Origin of the sequence: Marmoricola sp. OAE513 (assembly GCF_040546585.1) — a bacterium.
Classification (GTDB): domain Bacteria; phylum Actinomycetota; class Actinomycetes; order Propionibacteriales; family Nocardioidaceae; genus Marmoricola.
The window spans coordinates 507,418-525,257 of sequence record NZ_JBEPOC010000001.1 but is presented as its reverse complement, the minus strand read 5'-3'; the positions used below and the strand labels follow the sequence as shown (position 1 = coordinate 525,257).

Annotated in this window: 19 protein-coding genes, 2 tRNA genes and 1 pseudogene; 12 read left to right on the top strand and 10 right to left on the bottom strand. The window is 69.5% G+C overall.

The window, feature by feature from the left end; genetic code table 11:
- Positions 1-16 precede the first annotated feature (16 nt).
- Together ABIE44_RS02580 and ABIE44_RS02575 are read right to left on the bottom strand one after the other, a co-directional pair.
- Positions 17-1,279 (bottom strand): HNH endonuclease signature motif containing protein, encoded by a 1,263-nt coding sequence (locus tag ABIE44_RS02580; protein WP_209722588.1) that lies wholly within the window; start codon positions 1,277-1,279, stop codon positions 17-19.
- 47 nt (positions 1,280-1,326) lie between these two features.
- Positions 1,327-2,214 carry a 3-methyladenine DNA glycosylase gene (locus ABIE44_RS02575; protein ID WP_209722591.1) on the bottom strand — a complete coding sequence of 296 codons (888 nt, stop codon included), beginning with the start codon at positions 2,212-2,214 and terminating at the stop codon, positions 1,327-1,329.
- 142 nt (positions 2,215-2,356) lie between these two features.
- Here ABIE44_RS02575 and ABIE44_RS02570 point away from each other — a divergent pair, with 142 nt between their 5' ends.
- The 5 genes from ABIE44_RS02570 (at position 2,357) to ABIE44_RS02550 (ending at position 5,925) form a co-directional block, all read left to right on the top strand.
- Positions 2,357-3,157: a fumarylacetoacetate hydrolase family protein gene (locus ABIE44_RS02570; protein WP_209722594.1), complete on the top strand. Its 801-nt coding sequence runs from the start codon at positions 2,357-2,359 to the stop codon at positions 3,155-3,157.
- A gap of 37 nt (positions 3,158-3,194) precedes the next feature.
- A complete protein-coding gene (locus tag ABIE44_RS02565) occupies positions 3,195-4,733 on the top strand; it encodes a glutamate--tRNA ligase (RefSeq protein ID WP_209722597.1) in 1,539 nt (512 codons plus the stop codon).
- Positions 4,734-4,735: 2 nt separating this feature from the next.
- A complete protein-coding gene (locus ABIE44_RS02560) occupies positions 4,736-5,671 on the top strand; it encodes a CPBP family intramembrane glutamic endopeptidase (protein ID WP_209722600.1) in 936 nt (311 codons plus the stop codon).
- 44 nt (positions 5,672-5,715) lie between these two features.
- Positions 5,716-5,787 (top strand) — tRNA-Gln (locus ABIE44_RS02555).
- A 65-nt stretch (positions 5,788-5,852) separates the two neighbouring features.
- Positions 5,853-5,925 (top strand) — tRNA-Glu (locus ABIE44_RS02550).
- A 68-nt stretch (positions 5,926-5,993) separates the two neighbouring features.
- Here ABIE44_RS02550 and ABIE44_RS02545 read toward each other — a convergent pair.
- Both ABIE44_RS02545 and ABIE44_RS02540 read right to left on the bottom strand, forming a co-directional pair.
- On the bottom strand, positions 5,994-7,829 hold the full coding sequence (locus tag ABIE44_RS02545; RefSeq protein ID WP_354437791.1) for a DUF6752 domain-containing protein: 1,836 nt from the start codon (positions 7,827-7,829) through the stop codon (positions 5,994-5,996).
- A complete protein-coding gene (locus tag ABIE44_RS02540) occupies positions 7,826-8,242 on the bottom strand; it encodes an FAD synthase family protein (protein ID WP_209722603.1) in 417 nt (138 codons plus the stop codon). Before ABIE44_RS02540 ends, ABIE44_RS02545 begins: the two co-directional genes overlap by 4 nt.
- A gap of 171 nt (positions 8,243-8,413) precedes the next feature.
- Between ABIE44_RS02540 and ABIE44_RS02535 the strand changes: the two genes are divergently transcribed.
- Both ABIE44_RS02535 and ABIE44_RS02530 read left to right on the top strand, forming a co-directional pair.
- Positions 8,414-9,886 (top strand): DNA-3-methyladenine glycosylase 2 family protein, encoded by a 1,473-nt coding sequence (locus ABIE44_RS02535; protein WP_354437790.1) that lies wholly within the window; start codon positions 8,414-8,416, stop codon positions 9,884-9,886.
- A gap of 1 nt (position 9,887) precedes the next feature.
- Positions 9,888-10,409, top strand: a complete 522-nt coding sequence (locus tag ABIE44_RS02530) for a methylated-DNA--[protein]-cysteine S-methyltransferase (RefSeq protein WP_354437789.1) — start codon at positions 9,888-9,890, stop codon at positions 10,407-10,409.
- Between the two features lie 10 nt (positions 10,410-10,419).
- Here the strand turns inward: ABIE44_RS02530 and ABIE44_RS02525 are convergent, their stop codons facing one another.
- The gene (locus tag ABIE44_RS02525; protein WP_354437788.1) at positions 10,420-11,037 is read right to left on the bottom strand and encodes a MerR family transcriptional regulator; all 618 of its coding nucleotides are present in this window, start codon (positions 11,035-11,037) and stop codon (positions 10,420-10,422) included.
- A gap of 62 nt (positions 11,038-11,099) precedes the next feature.
- Here ABIE44_RS02525 and ABIE44_RS02520 point away from each other — a divergent pair, with 62 nt between their 5' ends.
- Positions 11,100-11,501 carry a hypothetical protein gene (locus ABIE44_RS02520; protein ID WP_209722606.1) on the top strand — a complete coding sequence of 134 codons (402 nt, stop codon included), beginning with the start codon at positions 11,100-11,102 and terminating at the stop codon, positions 11,499-11,501.
- A 4-nt stretch (positions 11,502-11,505) separates the two neighbouring features.
- Here ABIE44_RS02520 and ABIE44_RS02515 read toward each other — a convergent pair whose 3' ends face one another.
- Together ABIE44_RS02515 and ABIE44_RS02510 are read right to left on the bottom strand one after the other, a co-directional pair.
- Positions 11,506-11,736, bottom strand: coding sequence for a DUF6752 domain-containing protein (locus tag ABIE44_RS02515; RefSeq protein ID WP_209722609.1), 231 nt, complete (start codon positions 11,734-11,736; stop codon positions 11,506-11,508).
- Positions 11,733-12,233 (bottom strand): hypothetical protein, encoded by a 501-nt coding sequence (locus tag ABIE44_RS02510; RefSeq protein WP_354437787.1) that lies wholly within the window; start codon positions 12,231-12,233, stop codon positions 11,733-11,735. Before ABIE44_RS02510 ends, ABIE44_RS02515 begins: the two co-directional genes overlap by 4 nt.
- 29 nt (positions 12,234-12,262) lie before the next feature.
- On the opposite strand from ABIE44_RS02510, the gene ABIE44_RS02505 reads away from it, so the two are divergent.
- Positions 12,263-12,604, top strand: coding sequence for a hypothetical protein (locus ABIE44_RS02505; RefSeq protein WP_354437786.1), 342 nt, complete (start codon positions 12,263-12,265; stop codon positions 12,602-12,604).
- Here the strand turns inward: ABIE44_RS02505 and ABIE44_RS19595 are convergent.
- Together ABIE44_RS19595 and ABIE44_RS02495 are read right to left on the bottom strand one after the other, a co-directional pair.
- A pseudogene (locus ABIE44_RS19595) lies at positions 12,565-12,825 on the bottom strand (class I SAM-dependent methyltransferase); the annotation flags it as partial. The gene ABIE44_RS02505 and the pseudogene ABIE44_RS19595 sit on opposite strands and share 40 nt — an antisense overlap.
- A gap of 554 nt (positions 12,826-13,379) precedes the next feature.
- Entirely contained in the window at positions 13,380-14,102 is a 723-nt protein-coding gene (locus ABIE44_RS02495) for an IclR family transcriptional regulator (protein ID WP_123226270.1), read from the bottom strand.
- Between the two features lie 102 nt (positions 14,103-14,204).
- On the opposite strand from ABIE44_RS02495, the gene leuC reads away from it, so the two are divergent.
- The 3 genes from leuC (at position 14,205) to ABIE44_RS02480 (ending at position 17,151) form a co-directional block, all read left to right on the top strand.
- The gene (leuC, locus tag ABIE44_RS02490) at positions 14,205-15,617 is read left to right on the top strand and encodes a 3-isopropylmalate dehydratase large subunit (protein ID WP_209722616.1); all 1,413 of its coding nucleotides are present in this window, start codon (positions 14,205-14,207) and stop codon (positions 15,615-15,617) included.
- 2 nt (positions 15,618-15,619) lie between these two features.
- Positions 15,620-16,222, top strand: a complete 603-nt coding sequence (gene leuD, locus ABIE44_RS02485; RefSeq protein ID WP_209722619.1) for a 3-isopropylmalate dehydratase small subunit — start codon at positions 15,620-15,622, stop codon at positions 16,220-16,222.
- A gap of 236 nt (positions 16,223-16,458) precedes the next feature.
- Complete coding sequence (locus ABIE44_RS02480; RefSeq protein ID WP_354437784.1) at positions 16,459-17,151, top strand: HU family DNA-binding protein; 693 nt, start codon at positions 16,459-16,461, stop codon at positions 17,149-17,151.
- 62 nt (positions 17,152-17,213) lie between these two features.
- Here ABIE44_RS02480 and cofC read toward each other — a convergent pair whose 3' ends face one another.
- Positions 17,214-17,828 carry a 2-phospho-L-lactate guanylyltransferase gene (cofC, locus tag ABIE44_RS02475; protein ID WP_209722625.1) on the bottom strand — a complete coding sequence of 205 codons (615 nt, stop codon included), beginning with the start codon at positions 17,826-17,828 and terminating at the stop codon, positions 17,214-17,216.
- Positions 17,829-17,840: the final 12 nt, after the last annotated feature.

Genomic DNA, 17,840 nt, shown 5'->3' with positions numbered 1-17,840 from the left:
CGCCGCCGCTGACTCCTCACGTCCTCCGGCTGAAGATGACCTTGCCGTGCTTGTCGGTCTTCATCTGGAACCTGGCGTCGTGCGCGACCCGGTGGTGGGGACCGCAGATCATGATCGCGTCGTCGACGGTCGTGCGACCACCTCGTGACCAGGCTGTGAGGTGGTGGACGTGGCACTGGTCGGGCGTCTTGTCGCAGTCCTTGACCACACACCCCTTGTCGCGCAGGGCGATCGCCACCCGTTGCGGACCGGTGTGGAACCGCGACTGCCGGCCCACGTCGAGGGGCTGGGACCTCCCGCCGAGCACCGCAGGGATGATCCCGGCCTCGCAGGCCAGGCGGCGGGCCTCGGAGGCGGAGATCCGGTCTCCGGTGTCGAGGGTGGCCGCCTGTTCGACCCCGAGGAGGCTTGCCATCGTCATGGTGACTGCGATCGTGGCAGCGAGGCCGCCGGCCCTCGGTGTGTCCTCAGCGGACCGCGTTTCGATGTACTCGACGAAGGCCTGGCCGAGCCGCAGCGGGCGGGCCGTGGTCAGGTCGACGGTCCCGGTCGTCGCGGCCTGGTGCCCGGGGGCGGCGAGGGCGTTGAGGTGCTTGGCGAGCATCTTCCCGGCGAGCACCGGGATCTTGAACCGACCGACCAGGGAACCTGCGCCGTCGGGGCTCATCGAGAACGACGCGTTCGCGTTGGCGAGTGCTTCTTCCCTCTCCAGGATCTTTCGTTCGTGCGCCTCCGCGACCTCCGGCGCGACGTACTCGAGGATCCGCCGGCCCAGGAACCGGAGGTCGCGGGCGTCGTGGTGCTCGGCGAACGCGACGAGGTGTGCCTCGGCCTGACGGCGTACGGCGGGCTCGACCAGCTCGACGGGGAGCGCGTCGACGGCCTTGATGATGACGCGTGCCTGGTCCCGGGCGACCGCCCCGGCGGCGAAGGCCGAACGTACGGTCGTGTGCTCGTCGGCGTCCAACCGTGCTGCCAGCGAGATCGCGCCTGCAGCGGCCGGCTTGGTGGTGCGGGTGACGTTGGCGAACCATGCACCGGTGTTCGCCGCCCCGACAGCGTCCCCGACCTGGTGCCGGTCCGCCTCCCGGAGCACGGCCAGCCCGAGAGCCTCCAGGCGGTTGGTGACCGCACCGATCCGAGGCACCAGGTCAGCGAGCTGCGACGAGGTCAACGTCCACACCGGCGACCCGTCGAACGCCGCAAACGCCGACTCCAACGCACCGACCAGCGCTTCGGCGGGGTGCGCCGGGTGCGGTTCGTGGAGTCCTTCAGCCATGCAGTCAATCTAGAACTGAGCACCGACAAAAAGTTTCGGAACCGGAGTCACGCCGTCGAGGCTCGGAGCAGCCGCGCACACTCCTCGACCAGCCGCGTCCGGATCGGCGCACCTCGCTCGCTGAACCCGCGCTGAGCGGCGACGTACTCCGACTTCCCTTCAGGCGTCTCGATCGCAACCGGCGTCCAAGGTTCGCCCGTGGGATCGAGAGTCACGCCGGTGAAGTCGTACGGCGCCGCCCTCATGTCGAGGATGCGGATGTCCCACGCCAGCGCGAACGCATCGGCGACGAGCTCCGAAGGGATCAGCGGGCTGAGCCGGAATGCGTGCTTGTACAGGTCCATGCCGGCGTGCAGGCAGCCCGGCTGCTCGAACGCCGGCCGGTCGTCGCGCCCCGGTTGAAGGGTGTTCAGCGGACGCGCCGGGGGAGTGAAGAACCGGTAGGCGTCGAAGTGGGAGCAGCCGATCCGGTGGCCCTCGACGACCTCGTCGGTGCCGGAGCCCCCCAGGCGCAGCGGCCACGCGTGCCGCAGCTCGCTGCCCTCGGCGGGGTCGGACTGGGCGCTGCGGTAGGCCATCGCCCACTCGTGCAGCCCGAAGCAGCCGAGCGTCGGCGGGCGGGACGCGGTCGCGCTGAGGAGGGTGTGCAGCCCGCGAACCAGGGGTAGCTGTGCGGCCAGGTAGTCGGGGGAGACGGTGCTGCCGGCGTACCCCTTGAGGCCGTCGTACTCCGGGGCGTCCGCCAGGGTGACGCCGTACCCGGGATGCCAGCGAAGCAGTCCGGCCGGGCGCTGGGAGTAGTAGGTGAAGAGGAAGTCGTGGACCGGGTGCGCCTCACCGCGGTGGCGTCGCGCGAGGTGCGGCTGGACCCAGACGTCGACGCGGGCCGCGTGCGCCTCGGCTCGTGCGCGCCACTCGGCCGGGTCCAGGATCACCGGTCGAGGTTACGAGGTTCCGACCGGCTCGACCAACGTCGCGGACCCGGGAAGGCCCGAGACAGGCACCGGCGTCGATCCTCGGGCTCACCCGCTCGGCCTCGTCTCGCAGCCTCGACGGGCGCTCGGTAGGCTCGCACCCGTGCGCATCGCGAGGTTCACCACCGGAGAAGACCCCCTGTTCGGCGTCGTGACGGGGGAGGTCGACGAGAACGGCATCCCCGATGACGACTGCGTCATCGTCGGGCTGCACGGCGACCCGCTGCACGTCGGGCTGCACCTGTCCAACAAGGAGTACCCGCTCAGCGAGGTCCGTCTGCTCTCGCCGGTGATCCCCCGCAGCAAGGTGATCGGCATCGGCCGCAACTACGCGGCGCACGCGGCGGAGATGGGCGGCGACGTCCCTGACGAGCCGCTGATGTTCATCAAGCCGAACACCAGCGTGATCGGTCCGAACGACCCGGTCTTCTACCCGCACCAGAGCAGCGAGGTGCACTACGAGGGCGAGCTCGCTGTCGTGATCAGCCGTCCGTGCCGCGACATCCCCGCCGAGAGGTTCGCAGACGTGGTCCAGGGCTACACGGTCGGCAACGACGTCACCGCCCGCGACCTGCAGCGCAAGGACGGGCAGTTCACCCGGGCCAAGGGCTTCGACTCCTTCTGCCCGCTCGGCCCGTGGATCGAGACCGAGATCGACCCGACCGACCTCGCCGTCAAGACCTACGTCAACGGTGACCTCAAGCAGGACGGTCGCACCTCGGACATGATCTTCAAGGTCCCCGAGCTGATCGCTTACGTCTCCTCGGTGATGACGCTCCTGCCCGGCGACGTCATCCTCACCGGCACCCCCGAGGGGGTCGGCCCCGTCCAGGTCGATGACGAGATCGAGATCTTCGTCGAGGGCATCGGCAACCTGACCAACAAGGTGAAGCAGCGTGACTGAGGTTTCGACAAGCTCAACCAACGGTGTGAGAGTCCGGATGGCCCCGAGCCCGACCGGCTCCCCGCACGTCGGCCTGGCACGCACCGCACTGTTCAACTGGGCGTTCGCCCGGCATCACGGCGGGACCTTCGTGTTCCGCGTCGAGGACACCGACAAGGAGCGGAGCACCGAGGAGTCGCTGACCGCGATCATCGAGGTGTTCCGCTGGCTCGGCCTGGACTGGGACGAGGGCCCCGAGGTCGGCGGCGACTTCGGTCCGTACAAGCAGTCCGAGCGGACCGACCTGTACGTCGACGCGCTGAACCGCCTGCGCGAGGGCGGCTACACCTACGACTGCTACTGCACCAACGACGAGGTCGAGGCGCGCCACGAGGCCGTCAAGGACCTGGCCAAGGCCGCGATCACCACCGCGAAGGCGGCCGCCGCCGCGGACCCGGAGAACCCCGACCTCAAGGCCGCGGTCGACGCCGCCGTCGGTGTCCTGAAGTCCCAGGTGCTGGGGTACGACGGGCACTGCCGGGAGCTGACCGACGAGCAGCTCGCTGCGTTCGCCGGCCGACCGGCCGTGGTTCGCTTCCGGATGCCGGAGGGAAGGATCAGCTGGGACGACCTGGTGCGCAAGGAGGTCTCCTTCGACACCAAGCACGTCCCGGACTACGCCCTCGCGCGACCCAACGGCGACCCGCTCTACACGCTGGTGAACCCGGTGGACGACGCCCTGATGGAGATCACCCACGTGCTGCGCGGCGAGGACCTGCTGTCCTCGACCCCGCGCCAGCTCGCCCTGTACGACGCGCTGGCCGCGGTCGGCATCGGCAACGGCACGACGCCGCAGTTCGGCCATCTCCCGTACGTCATGGGCGAGGGCAACAAGAAGCTCTCCAAGCGCGACCCGGGCGCCAGCCTGCTGGGCTACCGCGAGGACGGCTTCCTGCCCGAGGGCCTGCTCAACTACCTGGCCCTGCTCGGCTGGTCGGTGGCCGCAGACCGTGACGTGTTCGGGGTCGAGGAGATGATCGAGAAGTTCGACATCGCCGACGTGAACGCGAACCCTGCCCGGTTCGACCTGAAGAAGGCCGAGGCGATCAACGCCGCGCACCTGCGCCTCCTCCCGCTCGAGGAGATCACCCACCGCGTGCTGCCGTTCCTGCACGCGGCCGGTGTCATCAGCGACCCCATCACCGAGTCGGAGACCAGGCTTCTCGAGCAGGCGATGCCGCTGGTCGCCGAGCGGATCAACAAGCTCACCGAGGCGCCGGACATGCTCGGCTTCCTGTTCGCGAGCGAGGTCACCTACGACCAGGCCGACGTCGCCGCGCTGCTCGACGACGCCGGTCGCGAGGTCGTCTCCGCGTCCCGTGACGCTCTCGCCGCGCTCAGCACGTGGAGCACCGAGGCGATCGAGGCGGCTCTGCGCGCCAAGCTGGTCGAGGAGCTCGGCATCAAGCCGAAGAACGCGTTCGGACCGGTCCGGGTCGCGATCACCGGTCGCCGGATCTCGCCGCCGCTGTTCGAGTCGCTCGAGCTGCTCGGGCGCGAGGAGTCGCTGCGACGCCTCGACACCGTCCCGGCCTGACCGTGGAGGAGCCACGCAGCTACCCGCTGGTGCTGCGCACTGCGGCGTACCGGTGGTTGCAACCGGCGACCGGCATCGTCCTCGCGGTGCTGACCTTCGCGCTGTTCGCCCCGCTCATCGGCCAGGCGGTGCTCGCGGTCGCGATCGCCGTCGACCACGACGGGGCGTTCGCGCCGGCGTTCAACGAGGCGCTCGACCTCGACCCGGTCACCTGGCAGGGACTGCTCTACCTGAACCTGTTGCTGGCCTTCCTGGTGCCGGCGACCTGGGCGATCGTCCGACTGGTGCACGGCGTCTCCGGCAAGTTCCTGATGTCGGTGAAACCGGGGATCCGCTGGCGTTTCTTCTGGGCCTGCGCCGGTCTGGCCCTGGTCGCCGTCGCCCTCCAGCTCACCCTCGGCGCGATCCTAGGCGGTGACCAGAACAGCCTCTCCGGCTCGGCGAACAAGGCCACCGGGACGCTCCTGGCGATGGGCCTGGTCGTCCTGCTGACGACGCCGTTCCAGGCGATGGGGGAGGAGTTCCTCTTCCGGGGCTACCTGATGCAGGCGTTCGGTGCGCTGACGCGCCGACCCTGGGTCGCCGTCCTGCTCACCTCGTTGCTGTTCGCCCTGGCTCACGGGGTCCAGAACGCGCCGCTGTTCCTCGACCGGCTCTCCTTCGGCCTGATGGCCGGGTACGTCGTCGTCCGGACCGGAGGCCTCGAGGCCGGCATCGCGCTGCACGTCTGGAACAACCTGTTCGCGTTCGGTCTGGCGCTCGGGCTCGGCGACATCACCGAGACGCTCAACGTCGAGGAGACGTCCTGGGCGAACCTGCCGCTGAGCCTGGTGCAGAACGGGTCCTACCTGCTGCTCGTCGTGTGGTTGGCCCACAGGATGCGGATCACACCCGTCACGGACCGACCCGTTTTGCTGCCCGCGCAAGCGTCCGTGTAAAGTTCCCCTTCGGTCCGGTTGCCCCGGCAGTCGGCCCGAAATAGTGGGATATGGTGTAATTGGCAGCACGACTGGTTCTGGTCCAGTTAGTCAAGGTTCGAGTCCTTGTATCCCAGCGAGTGACGAGGTCTCGTCGATTTGGTGCCAGGTGCGCCGAGCCGATAAAGTCTCGCCTGCTCAGGCTCCCGTCGTCTAGTGGCCTAGGACGCCCGCCTCTCACGTGGGTAACGAGGGTTCGAATCCCTTCGGGAGTACAGAAGCCAGAAACCCGAGTCTCAGGACTCGGGTTTCTGTCGTTCCAGGGCTCTGCAGGCCCGCTGCCTCAGATGGACTCGCGGTAGCCCTCGAGGCGCTTGGCGATGCGCTCGCGGTCGGCCTGCTCGAGGGGCAGCAGGAGCTCGGTGACGACGTCGGTCAGCTCGGCGATCCGGCGGTGCAGCTCGCGGTTCTCCTGGACCTCCTGCTCGAGGACCTCGACGCGCTGGCTGACCGATTCGAGGTGGCCGCGCCCGAGGATGCGCTTGACGAACGAGCGGAGGCCACCTCGGGCCGGCGGCGGGGGAGTCTGGGTCATGTCTGCTTCCTTGTCTTGCGGGCGCGGCGGGTTCGGGCTGGCTTCGATCTCAGCCGTGGTCCGGTGCCGGATCTGCATCCGGGTGATCAGCGGGTCGGGCTCGCCGAACATGTCGGTACCCGGCCCCTGTTCCTCCTCGACGACCACGAGACCGCGGGCCTCGAGTTCCTCCTTGAACCACTGGACCCCGAACCGGCGGACCAGGTGGTGCTGCTCCTCGGGCAGGGACGGGTCGTGCGCGGCGAACTCGACGAACAGCGAGGTGCCCCGGCGCAGGGACACGTCGGCCAGGCGGACGAAGTAGTCCCGGGCGTTCTCGTCCAGGCAGCCGATCAGGTGCCGCGCGTAGAGGTGGTACGGCACCTCCTCGTTGGCGAACTCGGCGCCGGCGACCAGCACGGTGCGCAGCTCGTTGAGGATCAGCTTGCGGACGTCCGCCGAGCCGGTCTCCTTGGTCAGGCGACGCTTGGCGATCCGGACCGCGATCCGGGAGAAGTCGAACGCGCGGACGGGGTGGCCCTGCTGGTTGAACCAGATCGCGTCGCTGCCCGTGCCGCACCCGATGTCGGCGATCGGGGAGCCCGGCTCGATGCGCTCGTTGACCCAGGCTGCGAACGGGGAGCCGCCCTCCGGGATCCGCTCGGTCGCCGGGCTGCGGTACAGCTCGGTCCAGAGGCCCATCTCGGTGCGGAAACCGCGGAACCAGCCGTTCAGGCGCCGTACGCCGGGGGCGGGGTCGGCGTACCGGAAGGACGGGTCGGGGGTACGCCAATTCGGGCCGTAGAGGAAGGCCATCATCGCCTCCGGATCCCGCGGGACCGGGAACTCGTAGCCCTCCAGGTCGATCGTGCCCAGCGGCAGGATCGACTCCCGGGCGAGCTGCCCGCTGCGGTTGCCGAACTGGTAGAAGACGCCGTTGATGTGGAAGGCGCCGAAGACGTCGATGTGGCAGTCACGCCCGTCGCTGAGCGGGAGCAGCAGCTTGATGTCGCCGCCGGACATCCGCAGCAGGTTCCAGCCGCGGGCCTTCATCGCGCGCTCCACGCGGTAGGACTCACGGATGATGTCGACCGGGACCGTGTAGGCGCTGATGTAGCAGAGGTCGGTGTCGGAGTCGTGGCCGATCATCTTGCCGTCGCGCACGGCGCCGAGCAGGGCGCCGTAGTTCAGGTAGGCCTCGACCCCGCCGTACTCCTTGAGGTCCGCGAGCGCCCGCTGGGTGCCGGTCAGGATCTCGTCCTTGATGCCGCCGGAGGACTCGTCGAAGATCCGCTGCAGGTGGCCGACCTTGTCGACCGAGACCGGGTTGCCGCGCTTGTCGGTGACCGCGACGCGGGTGTCGTCGTCGGAGAAGCGAACCTCTTCGTCGAAGTAGGTCTCGTCCTCCGGGGAGCGCAGCACCACCTGGGTGCTGCCCTTGAGGAAGGGGTGCAGGACCGGAGGCCACGGGGTGTGGATACCGGTCAGGCTGCGGGTGCCGTCACGGGAGGGGACGAAGGACCAGACGTACTGCCCGTCGAACTCGACGATGACCGGGCCGGAGACAGAGGTGCTGACTGCGACGCCGCTGAGATCGACGGTCAATACCGTGACACCGCGCGCCGGAGCTGGGTGCTCGAGGTGTGCATCGTGTACGGGAAGTAGCAGACCTCGACGCCGTGCGGCTCGAAGTCGGCTTCCAGCTTGATGCCCTTGGGGGTGCCACGCCAGTCGTCGCCCTTGAAGATCAGGTTGAACCCGAGCTCCTTCCAGGCGTCGAGCTTGCTGGTGGTGGTCTCGATGTGGACGCGGTCGACGATCCGGAGAGCCGCGACGATCTCGGCGCGCTCGTTCTCGGGGACGAACGGGTCGACGCCCTTGGTGGCCCGGCACACCTCGTCGCTGACGACGCCGGCGATCAGCACGTCGCAGTGCTCGCGCGCGAACCTCAGCGCGTTGAGGTGTCCGACATGGAACAAGTCGAACGCGCCGGGGGCGTAACCGATCGTCTGGCTCATGTGCTGGGACTCCACAGGGTCGGATTGTGTACTTGATCAGTCTACAGAAGTCACCGGGGCGACGCGATTTCGCACGCGGGCACGCGGCTCCGCAGTGCCCGCGGGCCACCGGGCACGGTGATGGCTGATTTCCGCTAGAAGTCGTCGGTGACGGCGGGCAGACTTCGGGTCATGTCCTCGACCGGAATGCACACCGACAGCGAAGCCTGCTACCGCGCGGTGAAGAGCAAGGACCGGCGTTTCGACGGGATCTTCTACACCGCGGTGCGCACCACCGGGATCTACTGCCGCCCGAGCTGCCCGGCGATCACGCCCCGGCTCGCGAACGTCACCTTCCACCCGAGCGCGGCGGCGGCTCAGCTCGCCGGCTACCGGGCGTGCAAGCGCTGCCTGCCCGACGCCACGCCGGGCTCGCCGGAGTGGAACGTGGCCGCGGACGTGGCGGGTCGTGCGATGCGGCTGATCGCGGACGGAACGGTCGAGCGGGAAGGCGTGGACGGGCTGGCCGGTCGACTCGGCTACTCCACCCGTCAGCTCAACCGGGTGGTCACCGGCGCGTACGGAGCCGGACCGCTGGCGCTGGCCCGCGCCCGCCGCTCCCAGACCGCGCGGGTGCTGATCGAGACCACGGCGCTCTCGTTCGCCGACGTGGCCTTCGCGTCGGGCTTCGCGAGCATCCGCCAGTTCAACGACACCATCCGCGAGGTGTACGCCGCGACCCCGACCGAGCTGCGCGGACGCCGCGGGAGCACCAGCACGTCCGGGACGCTGTCGACGCGCATCGGTGTGCGAGAGCCGTTCCACGGTGCCGGCCTGCACGCCTTCCTCGCCCTGCGTGCGGTCCCGGGCATCGAGGCGGTCGGCCCCGGGTGGTACGAACGCTCGCTGGCCCTCCCGCACGGCCCCGGCGTCGTCCGCGTCGAGCTCCTGGATCGGCCAGCGGGACAGGTTCCCTGCCAGCTGACCCTGGCTGACGCACGGGATCTCGCGCCCGCGCTCGAGCGCACCCGGCGCCTGCTCGACGCCGACGCCGACCCGGTCGCGGTGGACGACCAGCTCGCGGCCGACACGCTGCTGGCCCCCGTCGTACGCCGCCGCCCGGGGTTGCGGGTGCCGGGTCACGTCGACGGCGCCGAGGTCGCCGTACGAGCGGTCCTCGGTCAACAGGTCAGTGTCGTCGGTGCGCGCACCCTGGCGTCCCGGCTGGTCGCCTCCCACGGTCACGAGCTCGACCTCGACGGTGGCCACCAGGTCACGCACCTGTTCCCCTCGGCCGACGTGCTCGCCGAGCTCGACCCGACCGAGGTCGCGATGCCGCGAGCCCGAGGACGTGCGCTGGCCTCGGTCTGCACGGCTCTGGCCTCGGGCGACATCACCCTCGACCGCAGTGCCGACCGTGCCGAGACCCGCGCAGCCCTGCTCGGGCTCGCCGGCGTCGGGCCGTGGACGGCGGACTACATCGCCCTGCGGGCGCTCGGTGACCCCGACGTCTTCCTCCCCACCGACCTCGGTGTCCGGCACGCGGCGGCGCACCTCGGGATCGACGACGTCGCCGCGCGCAGCGAGGACTGGCGACCGTGGCGGTCCTACGCACTCGTCCACCTGTGGTCGGTCCTGTCCGACCAGCGAACGAAGGAGTCATAAGGTGACCACCAGCACCGCACACGAAAAGGCAGTGACGACCATGTGGACCGTGATGACCTCCCCGATCGGGGACCTGCGCGTCATCGCGGACAAGGCCGCCGTCGTGGCGATCGAGTTCAGCCCGTTCCGCGGGTTCGCGGACGGCCGCCCGATCGGTGAGCGCACCGACGACGACCCGCTGCTGCGGCGAGCGGTCGAGCAGCTCGAGGCGTACTTCGCGCGTGAGCTGCGGGTCTTCGACCTGCCGCTGGCGCCACGGGGGAGCGAGTTCCAGACGAAGGTCTGGGAGCAGCTCGTCGCGATCCCGTACGGCGAGACCGCCTCGTACGGCGAGATCGCCCACCGGCTCGGCCACACCAACGCCGCGTCCCGTGCGGTCGGTCTGGCCAACGGCAAGAATCCGATCCCGATCGTGATCCCGTGCCACCGGGTGATCGGGGCGAACGGTTCGCTGACCGGGTACGCCGGTGGCCTGGAGCGGAAGCAGATCCTCCTCGACGTCGAGCAGGACTCTCTGTTCTAGGAGCTGACCCCTACGAGCTGACCTCTCGGCTCGCGTTCTCCTGCGCGATCCGCCGGATCGTCAGCAGCACCGGCTCCACCAGCACCGTCCCGATCACCGCACGCTCGGCCGTCTCCTCGCGGGTGTCGGCCAGGACCGAGGCGACCTCGGCGGGCGCGATCGACGCCATCGCGGCGGCGTACCCGTCGAGGTCCTCGGGGGTGAGCGGGAAGTCCAGCCCGACCAGGGTGTCCAGGGCGCGCGCGAGAACGGTGCGCTGCGGACTGTCCGGTGCGAGCTCCCAGCCGTGCCGCTCGAGCAGGTCGGCGACGACGCGGAGGGCGGCATCGCTGGCGGGCTCCTCGGGAGTTCCGCCGAGACGGGTGTGCGCGCTGCCGACCGCGTCGTGCACCGAGCCCGCGTCGTCGATCCCGGCGAGGACCTCCCGCACGGTCTCCAGACTCATCTGGCCGACGTCGGTGAGGGCGCGGATCAGGCGCAGTCGGCGTACGTGGGCCTCGTCGTAGACCGCGCGCGTCGCACCGGTCGCCTCGCCCGCGGGGAGGAGACCCTGGCGCAGGTAGTACTTGATGGTCGCCACCGGGAGCTCCGAGCGCGCCGCCAGCTCCGCCATCCACATGGAATGCATCTTGACATTAGATAGTTCGACTGTCCAATATTGGTGAGTCGAACTATCCAAACGGAGGCACCATGTCTGACGAGTCCCGGATCCTGGCCGGCACGCTGTTCCTGTCCCTGGTGACCGTCGAGACCGGCGGCCTCTACCTGGTCAAGCTCTGGAAGGACGCCAGCGGCGCGACCCCGTTCCAGATCGGGTTCGCCCGTGCCGGGCACGCGCACGCGGGGGTGCTGCTGGTCCTCGGGCTGCTGTGTCAGCTGTACGTCGACGCCGCCGACCTGAGCGGCGGCTGGGAGTGGGTGGCGCGGGTCGGTGTCCCCGCGGCAGCACTGCTCATGCCCGCAGGCTTCTTCGCGGCATCGGCCGGCCCTGGGCGGACCGGTCCGAACCGCTTCATCGCGCTGGTTTACGCCGGGGGAGCGGTGATGGCGCTCGGCCTGGGCACCCTCGGCGTCGGTCTGCTGCTCGCCTGAGGCGTCAGGTCAACGACTCCGCGCGGAACTTCGCGAGCAGCTCGTTCAGCTTCTCCTCGTCACGCTGGGTCGCGGGGACCAGCAGCTCGGCGAGGATGTCGGTCAGCTCGGCCAGTCGACGGTTCAGCTGGCGGTTCTCCATGACGGCGTCCTCGAGGTCGAGGATGCGCTTGGGGAGGTAGACCGTCTCGGCGAAGTAGCGGCGTACCCCGCGCTTCTTCTTGTTCGTCGTCATGACGTTCCTTTCTGGGAAGTGTGGTTCCAGTGCGCCACGATGCGTGCGATCCGCGGGTCGGGTTCGTCCAGGTAGCCGGTGCCTGCCTCGACGACGAGCTCGTCGATGATCCCGCCGCGCGACTCGATCTCGGCGACCACCAGATCGGTCGGCAACCGGGAGATCAGCTCGCTCGGCTCGGGCTTCGGCCCGCTGTCGGCGCTGAACTCGACGAGCAGCTTGCCGCCGCGGCGCAGCGACATCGAGGCCATCAGCCAGAGCAGGTCGCGTGCTTCGGCGTTCAGGCAGCCGATGACGTGGCGGACGTACAGGTTGACCGGGTCGGGGTTCCGGGCCAGCTCGGCACCGGTGATGAGCACCGAGCGGCGGTCGTTCAGCGACAGCGTGCGGACCGAGTCGGGGTCGCCGCCGCCGCGGGTGACACGGCGTCGGGTCGACTGGAGCGCCTTGCCGGAGTAGTCGAAGGACAGGGTCTGGTGGCCGCGGCGCAGGAACAAGGAGGTGTCGCGACCCTTGCCCCGCGCCGATGTCGGCGATCGGGGACCCCGGCGGCACCTTGGTGAGCGTCCAGTGCGCGAAGCTCGACGCCTTCTTGGGGAAGGTGCCCTTGCGGTCCCGGGTGAACTCGTTCCACTCGATGACGTCGTCGCGCACGCCGCGCATCCAGCCCTGGATGCGGCGCAGGCCTCCCGGCGGATCGACGTTCTGGAAGGCCGGGTCCGGGACCCGCCAGGACGGGCCGTACAGGAAGGCCAGCACGGCTTCCGGGTCGGCGGGCGCCGGGACCTCGACGCCCTCGAGCGTGATGGTCCCGGCCGGGGTCAGTGCCTCCCGCGGCAGGACTCCGCTGCGTCCGCCGAGCTGGTAGAAGGTGTCGCCGACGTGGAACGCGCCGAAGATGTCGATGTGCACCCGACGGCCGTCGGCCAACGGGTACAGCAGCTTGAGGTCGGCGTTCGACATGCGCACGACCCGCCAGCCGCGGCGGCGCATCGAGCGTTCCATCGCGTACGACTCGGCGATGATCTGGGCCGGGTGCGTGTACGGGCTCAGGTAGGCGAGGTCGGAGTCGGTGTCGTGACCGATCATCTTGCCGTCGCGCACCGCGCCGAGCAGGCAGCCGTAGGAGAGGTGTGCGTCGTACCCGTCGGCGCGCAGGTCGGCGAGAGCCTGCCGGGTGCCCTCGACGATCTGTCGGCGGATGTCGTCGCCGGTCTCGGAGAAGACCCGGGCCAGGTGGCCGGCGCCGTCGATGGCGAGCCGGTGCCCGTGGTCGTCGACGAGCTCGAGCGGGGCGGCCTCCCCACCGAACGACACGGTGCTCTCGAAGCGCTTGCCGTTCTCGTCGCTGGACAGGGCGACCGACGTGGTGCCCACCAGACGCGGTCGCAAGGCCTCAGGCCACGGGACCTTCCAGCCGCCGGCGCGGAAGGTGCCGTCGCGCGGGGTGGTGAAGGACCAGACGTAGGCATCGTCGAAGAGGACCCGCAGGGTCCCGCGTTCGCTCCGCGGGACGAGAACGTGGTCGTCGGTCACGCTGAAGGACAAGGTCGAGGATCCGTTTCCGCACTGGACGAGGCGTCGTTGCGACGCTGACCCCGCAACTTAACACCGCAGCGGCGCCCGGACCGCTCCCGCAGGGCCTACTCGGCAGCGGCGCGGCGCAGGGACTCCGAGAGCCGGTCGGCCGCGGCCAGGACGGCCGGGGCGTGCATCCGACCGGGTTGGCGGGAGAGACGCTCCAGGGGGCCGGACACGGAGACGGCCGCGATGATCTTGCCGCTGGGGGAGCGCACCGGTGCGGAGACCGACGCGACACCCTGCTCGCGCTCGCCGATCGACTGTGCCCAACCTCGTCGACGGATACCTGCCAACGCGGTCGCCGAGTAGGCGGCGTTCTGCAGGCCGCGGTGGATCCGCTCCGGGTCCTCCCAGGCGAGCAGGATCTGGGCGGCCGACCCGGCACGCATCGTCAGCTGCGAACCGACCGGGATGGTGTCGCGCAGTCCGCTGGGACGCTCGGCGGCGGCTACGCAGACGCGGTACTCGCCCTGGCGGCGCCACAGCTGGGCGGACTCCCCGGTGATGTCGCGCAGGCGGGCGAGGACGGGTCCGGCGGCGGCGAGCAGGCGGTCCTCGCCGGCGGCCGCGGACAGCTCGGCCAGGCGCGGTCCGAGGACGAAGCGCCCCTGCATGTCCCGGGCCACCAGACGGTGGTGCTCCAGCGCAACGGCCAGTCGGTGCGCGGTCGGTCGCGCGAGGCCCGTGCCGGCGACGAGGCCCGCCAAGGTAGCCGGTCCCGACTCGAGAGCGGCGAGCACGAGCGCGGCTTTGTCGAGAACACCGACTCCGCTAGAGTTGTCCATATAGCAATACTGCCGTCTCAATCGCTGAGATGCAACTGCTACGCTCAACATCGTTCACCGACCGGTGTGGCTCTGGTCGGCAGCACTCATCAAGGAGGAGCCGTGGGCAAGACCCTGGCAGAGAAGGTCTGGGACGAGCACGTCGTCCGTTCGGCGGAGGGTGAACCCGATCTCCTCTACATCGACCTGCACCTCATCCACGAGGTGACCTCGCCGCAGGCGTTCGACGGACTGCGCCTCGCCGGCCGTCAGGTACGCCGCCCCGACCTCACCCTCGCGACCGAGGACCACAACGTCCCCACGATCGACTGGGACAAGCCGATCGCGGACCCCGTCTCCAAGACCCAGGTCGACACCCTGCGCAAGAACGCCGCCGAGTTCGGCGTGCGGTTGCACCCGCTCGGCGACGTCGACCAGGGCATCGTGCACGTCGTCGGTCCGCAGCTGGGTCTGACCCAGCCGGGTATGACGATCGTCTGCGGCGACAGCCACACCAGCACCCACGGCGCGTTCGGCGCGATCGCGTTCGGGATCGGTACCTCCGAGGTCGAGCACGTGCTCGCGACCCAGACGCTGATGCAGGCCAAGCCCAAGACGATGGCCGTGACGGTCAACGGCTCCCTGCCCGCAGGCGTCACCGCCAAGGACCTGGTGCTCACCCTGATCACGCACACCGGTACCGGAGGCGGCCAGGGCTACATCGTCGAGTACCGCGGTCAGGCCATCGAGGAGCTCTCCATGGAGGGCCGGATGACGGTCTGCAACATGAGCATCGAGTGGGGCGCCAAGGCGGGCATGATCGCTCCCGACCAGACCACCTTCGACTACATCGAGGGCAAGCCCGAAGCGCCGACCGGTGCGGACTGGGACGCTGCCGTCGCGCACTGGAAGACGCTGGTCACCGACGCGGACGCCGAGTTCGACAAGGAGATCGTCCTCGACGCGAGCACGATGACCCCGTTCGTCACCTGGGGCACCAACCCGGGCCAGGGTGCGCCGCTGGGCGCCAACGTCCCGTCGCCGGACGACTTCGAGCACGAGCAGGACCGGATCGCCGCCGAGAAGGCGCTGGAGTACATGGGCCTCGAGGCCGGGACGCCGCTGCGCGACGTCAAGGTCGACACCGTGTTCGTCGGCTCCTGCACCAACGGTCGCATCGAGGACCTCCGCCTCGCCGCCGAGATCATCAAGGGCCACAAGGTCGCCGACGGCACCCGCCTCCTGGTGGTGCCGGGTTCGGTGCGGGTGCGCATCCAGGCGATGGAGGAGGGGCTCGACAAGGTCTTCACCGAGGCCGGTGCCGAGTGGCGCGGCGCGGGCTGCTCGATGTGCCTCGGCATGAACCCCGACCAGCTGGCTCCGCAGGAGCGCAGCGCGTCGACGTCCAACCGGAACTTCGAGGGGCGCCAGGGCAAGGGCGGTCGGACGCACCTCGTCTCGATCCCGGTCGCCGCGGCGACCGCGATCCGCGGCACGCTCTCGTCACCCGCCGACCTCGAGACCGCAGGAGTCTGACGATGGAGAAGTTCACCACGCACACCGGCGTCGCGGTTCCCCTGAAGCGCAGCAACGTCGACACCGACCAGATCATCCCGGCCGTCTACCTCAAGCGGGTCACCCGCAGCGGATTCGAGGACGGGCTCTTCTCGGCCTGGCGCTCGGACCCGGAGTTCGTCCTCAACAAGCCCGAGTACGAAGGTGCGTCGGTGCTCGTCGCCGGCCCGGACTTCGGCACCGGCAGCTCGCGCGAGCACGCCGTCTGGGCGTTGCAGAACTACGGTTTCAAGGTGGTCATCTCGGCGCGCTTCGCCGACATCTTCCGCGGCAACTCCGGCAAGGCCGGACTGCTCGCAGCGCAGGTCGACGAGAAGGTCGTGCAGCGGATCTGGGACTACCTCGACGATCACCCGGGTGCGGCCGTCACCGTCGACCTGGAGTCGCGCACGGTCAAGGCCGGCGAGGGTCCGGACGCGATCGTCGACTCGTTCGACATCGACGACTACACGCGTTGGCGTCTCCTCGAGGGACTCGACGACATCGGCATCACGCTCGGCAACGCCGACTCCATCTCGACGTACGAATCGACGCGTCCGTCGTGGAAGCCGGTCACGCAGCACTGATCATCGGCGACTCGCAGCGCGGACTTTCCCCATCTCTGCAAGGGGAAAGTCCGCGTCGCTCGTTTTCGAGCCAGGAGCGCGTCCTGGGAAATCGTGTTTCCTGATCATTTCCCAAGCGGAAATTTCGTACGACGACACGCGCACCCGAGCATTGTTCCGACGCGCCGTTTTGCCTAGCGTGCAAGGAGAAAGTCGAGCAAGGCGCTCGATACCAGACGTTCACGAAAGGGAAGCTTGTGAACAAGAGTCAGTTGATCGACGCTCTTGCGGCCCGCTTTGAGGGAAACAAGAAGGCGGCGGCGCACGCGCTGGAGTCGGTGCTCGACACCATCACCCGTGAGGTGGCCAAGGGCGAGAAGGTCGCCATCACCGGTTTCGGTTCCTTCGAGAAGCGCGTCCGCGAGGCCCGCTGGGTGCGCAACCCCGCGACCGGCGAGCGGATGAAGTCCAAGAAGACCAACGTCCCGAAGTTCAGCGCCGGCGCTGAGCTGAAGGCGATCGTCTCCGGCGCCAAGAAGCTCCCGGCCCTCGTCGAGTCGCAGGTGGCCCGTCCGGCTGCGGCTGCTTCGCGGACCGCCGCCGCGGCCAAGAAGACGGCGACCAAGACGGCCGCTGCTGCCAAGAAGACCGTGGCGAAGAAGGCTCCGGCCAAGAAGGCGCCCGCGAAGAAGGCTCCGGCGAAGAAGGCGCCCGCGAAGAAGGCTCCGGCGAAGAAGGCTCCTGCCAAGAAGGCTCCCGCGAAGAAGGCTCCGGCGAAGAAGGCTCCGGCCAAGAAGGCGCCCGCGAAGAAGGCTCCGGCGAAGAAGGCTCCGGCCAAGAAGGCGCCCGCGAAGAAGGCTCCGGCGAAGAAGGCTCCGGCCAAGAAGGCGCCCGCGAAGAAGGCTCCGGCGAAGAAGGCTCCGGCCAAGAAGGCAGCGAAGAAGAAGTAACGCCTGAGAGAAACGGCGGCATTCCCCTCGGGGAATGCTGCCGTTTCCGTTTCTCCGGTCGGTCAGGTGAGGCTGGCGGCGACTTCTGCGGTCCGCGCGCCGACACCGAACTGCAGGGCTGCGGTGAGGTCCTCGGTGGTGTCGACGTCCAGCCGCAGCGACACGTGGTCCAGGGCGACCGCGGCGGCCCCGGTGCCTGCGTGCGCCTGCGCCGACCCGACGCCGAAGTGCGGGTCCAGCTCGGTGCCGGCCGGCGCGAGCAGGAAGGTCGTCCCGGTGCCGCTGGCGTCCGGCACGAAGCAACGGCCGACGGCCGAGGCGAAAAGGCTGCGCACGTCATCGGTCCGCAGGCAGGGCAGGTCGGCCAGCATGACGGCGATCCCGGCGCCCGGGGCGGCGACGCGGGCGGCGGCCCGCACCAGTGCCCGGTTGAGGTCACCCTCGCCCTCGTCGGGGACGATCTGGCAGTCCACGCCGGCGAGCAGCTCCGTCAGACCGCCGGCGTCCCCGACCACGTGCACGCTCACCAGGTCGCACGCGGCGGCGGCGGTGATGGCGTCCCGGGCGAAGGCTGCCATCAGGCGCGCGCGGACAGCGGCGCTCCCTACTCCGAGGCGGCTCTTGGCGCCGCTCCCGTCCTTGACCGGGATCAACAATGCATAACGGGGTGTTGTCACAGCACTGATCCT

Coding starts and splice junctions, on each gene's coding strand:
- ABIE44_RS02580 (WP_209722588.1), bottom strand. CDS start 1,279: ATGGCTGAAGGACTCCACGAACCGCACCCGGCGCACCCCGCCGAAGCG.
- ABIE44_RS02565 (WP_209722597.1), top strand. CDS start 3,195: ATGGCCCCGAGCCCGACCGGCTCCCCGCACGTCGGCCTGGCACGCACC.
- ABIE44_RS02540 (WP_209722603.1), bottom strand. CDS start 8,242: ATGAGCCAGACGATCGGTTACGCCCCCGGCGCGTTCGACTTGTTCCAT.
- ABIE44_RS02535 (WP_354437790.1), top strand. CDS start 8,414: ATGTCCTCGACCGGAATGCACACCGACAGCGAAGCCTGCTACCGCGCG.
- ABIE44_RS02525 (WP_354437788.1), bottom strand. CDS start 11,037: ATGCATTCCATGTGGATGGCGGAGCTGGCGGCGCGCTCGGAGCTCCCG.
- ABIE44_RS02520 (WP_209722606.1), top strand. CDS start 11,100: ATGTCTGACGAGTCCCGGATCCTGGCCGGCACGCTGTTCCTGTCCCTG.
- ABIE44_RS02515 (WP_209722609.1), bottom strand. CDS start 11,736: ATGACGACGAACAAGAAGAAGCGCGGGGTACGCCGCTACTTCGCCGAG.
- ABIE44_RS02505 (WP_354437786.1), top strand. CDS start 12,263: ATGTCGGCGATCGGGGACCCCGGCGGCACCTTGGTGAGCGTCCAGTGC.
- ABIE44_RS02495 (WP_123226270.1), bottom strand. CDS start 14,102: ATGGACAACTCTAGCGGAGTCGGTGTTCTCGACAAAGCCGCGCTCGTG.
- leuD (WP_209722619.1), top strand. CDS start 15,620: ATGGAGAAGTTCACCACGCACACCGGCGTCGCGGTTCCCCTGAAGCGC.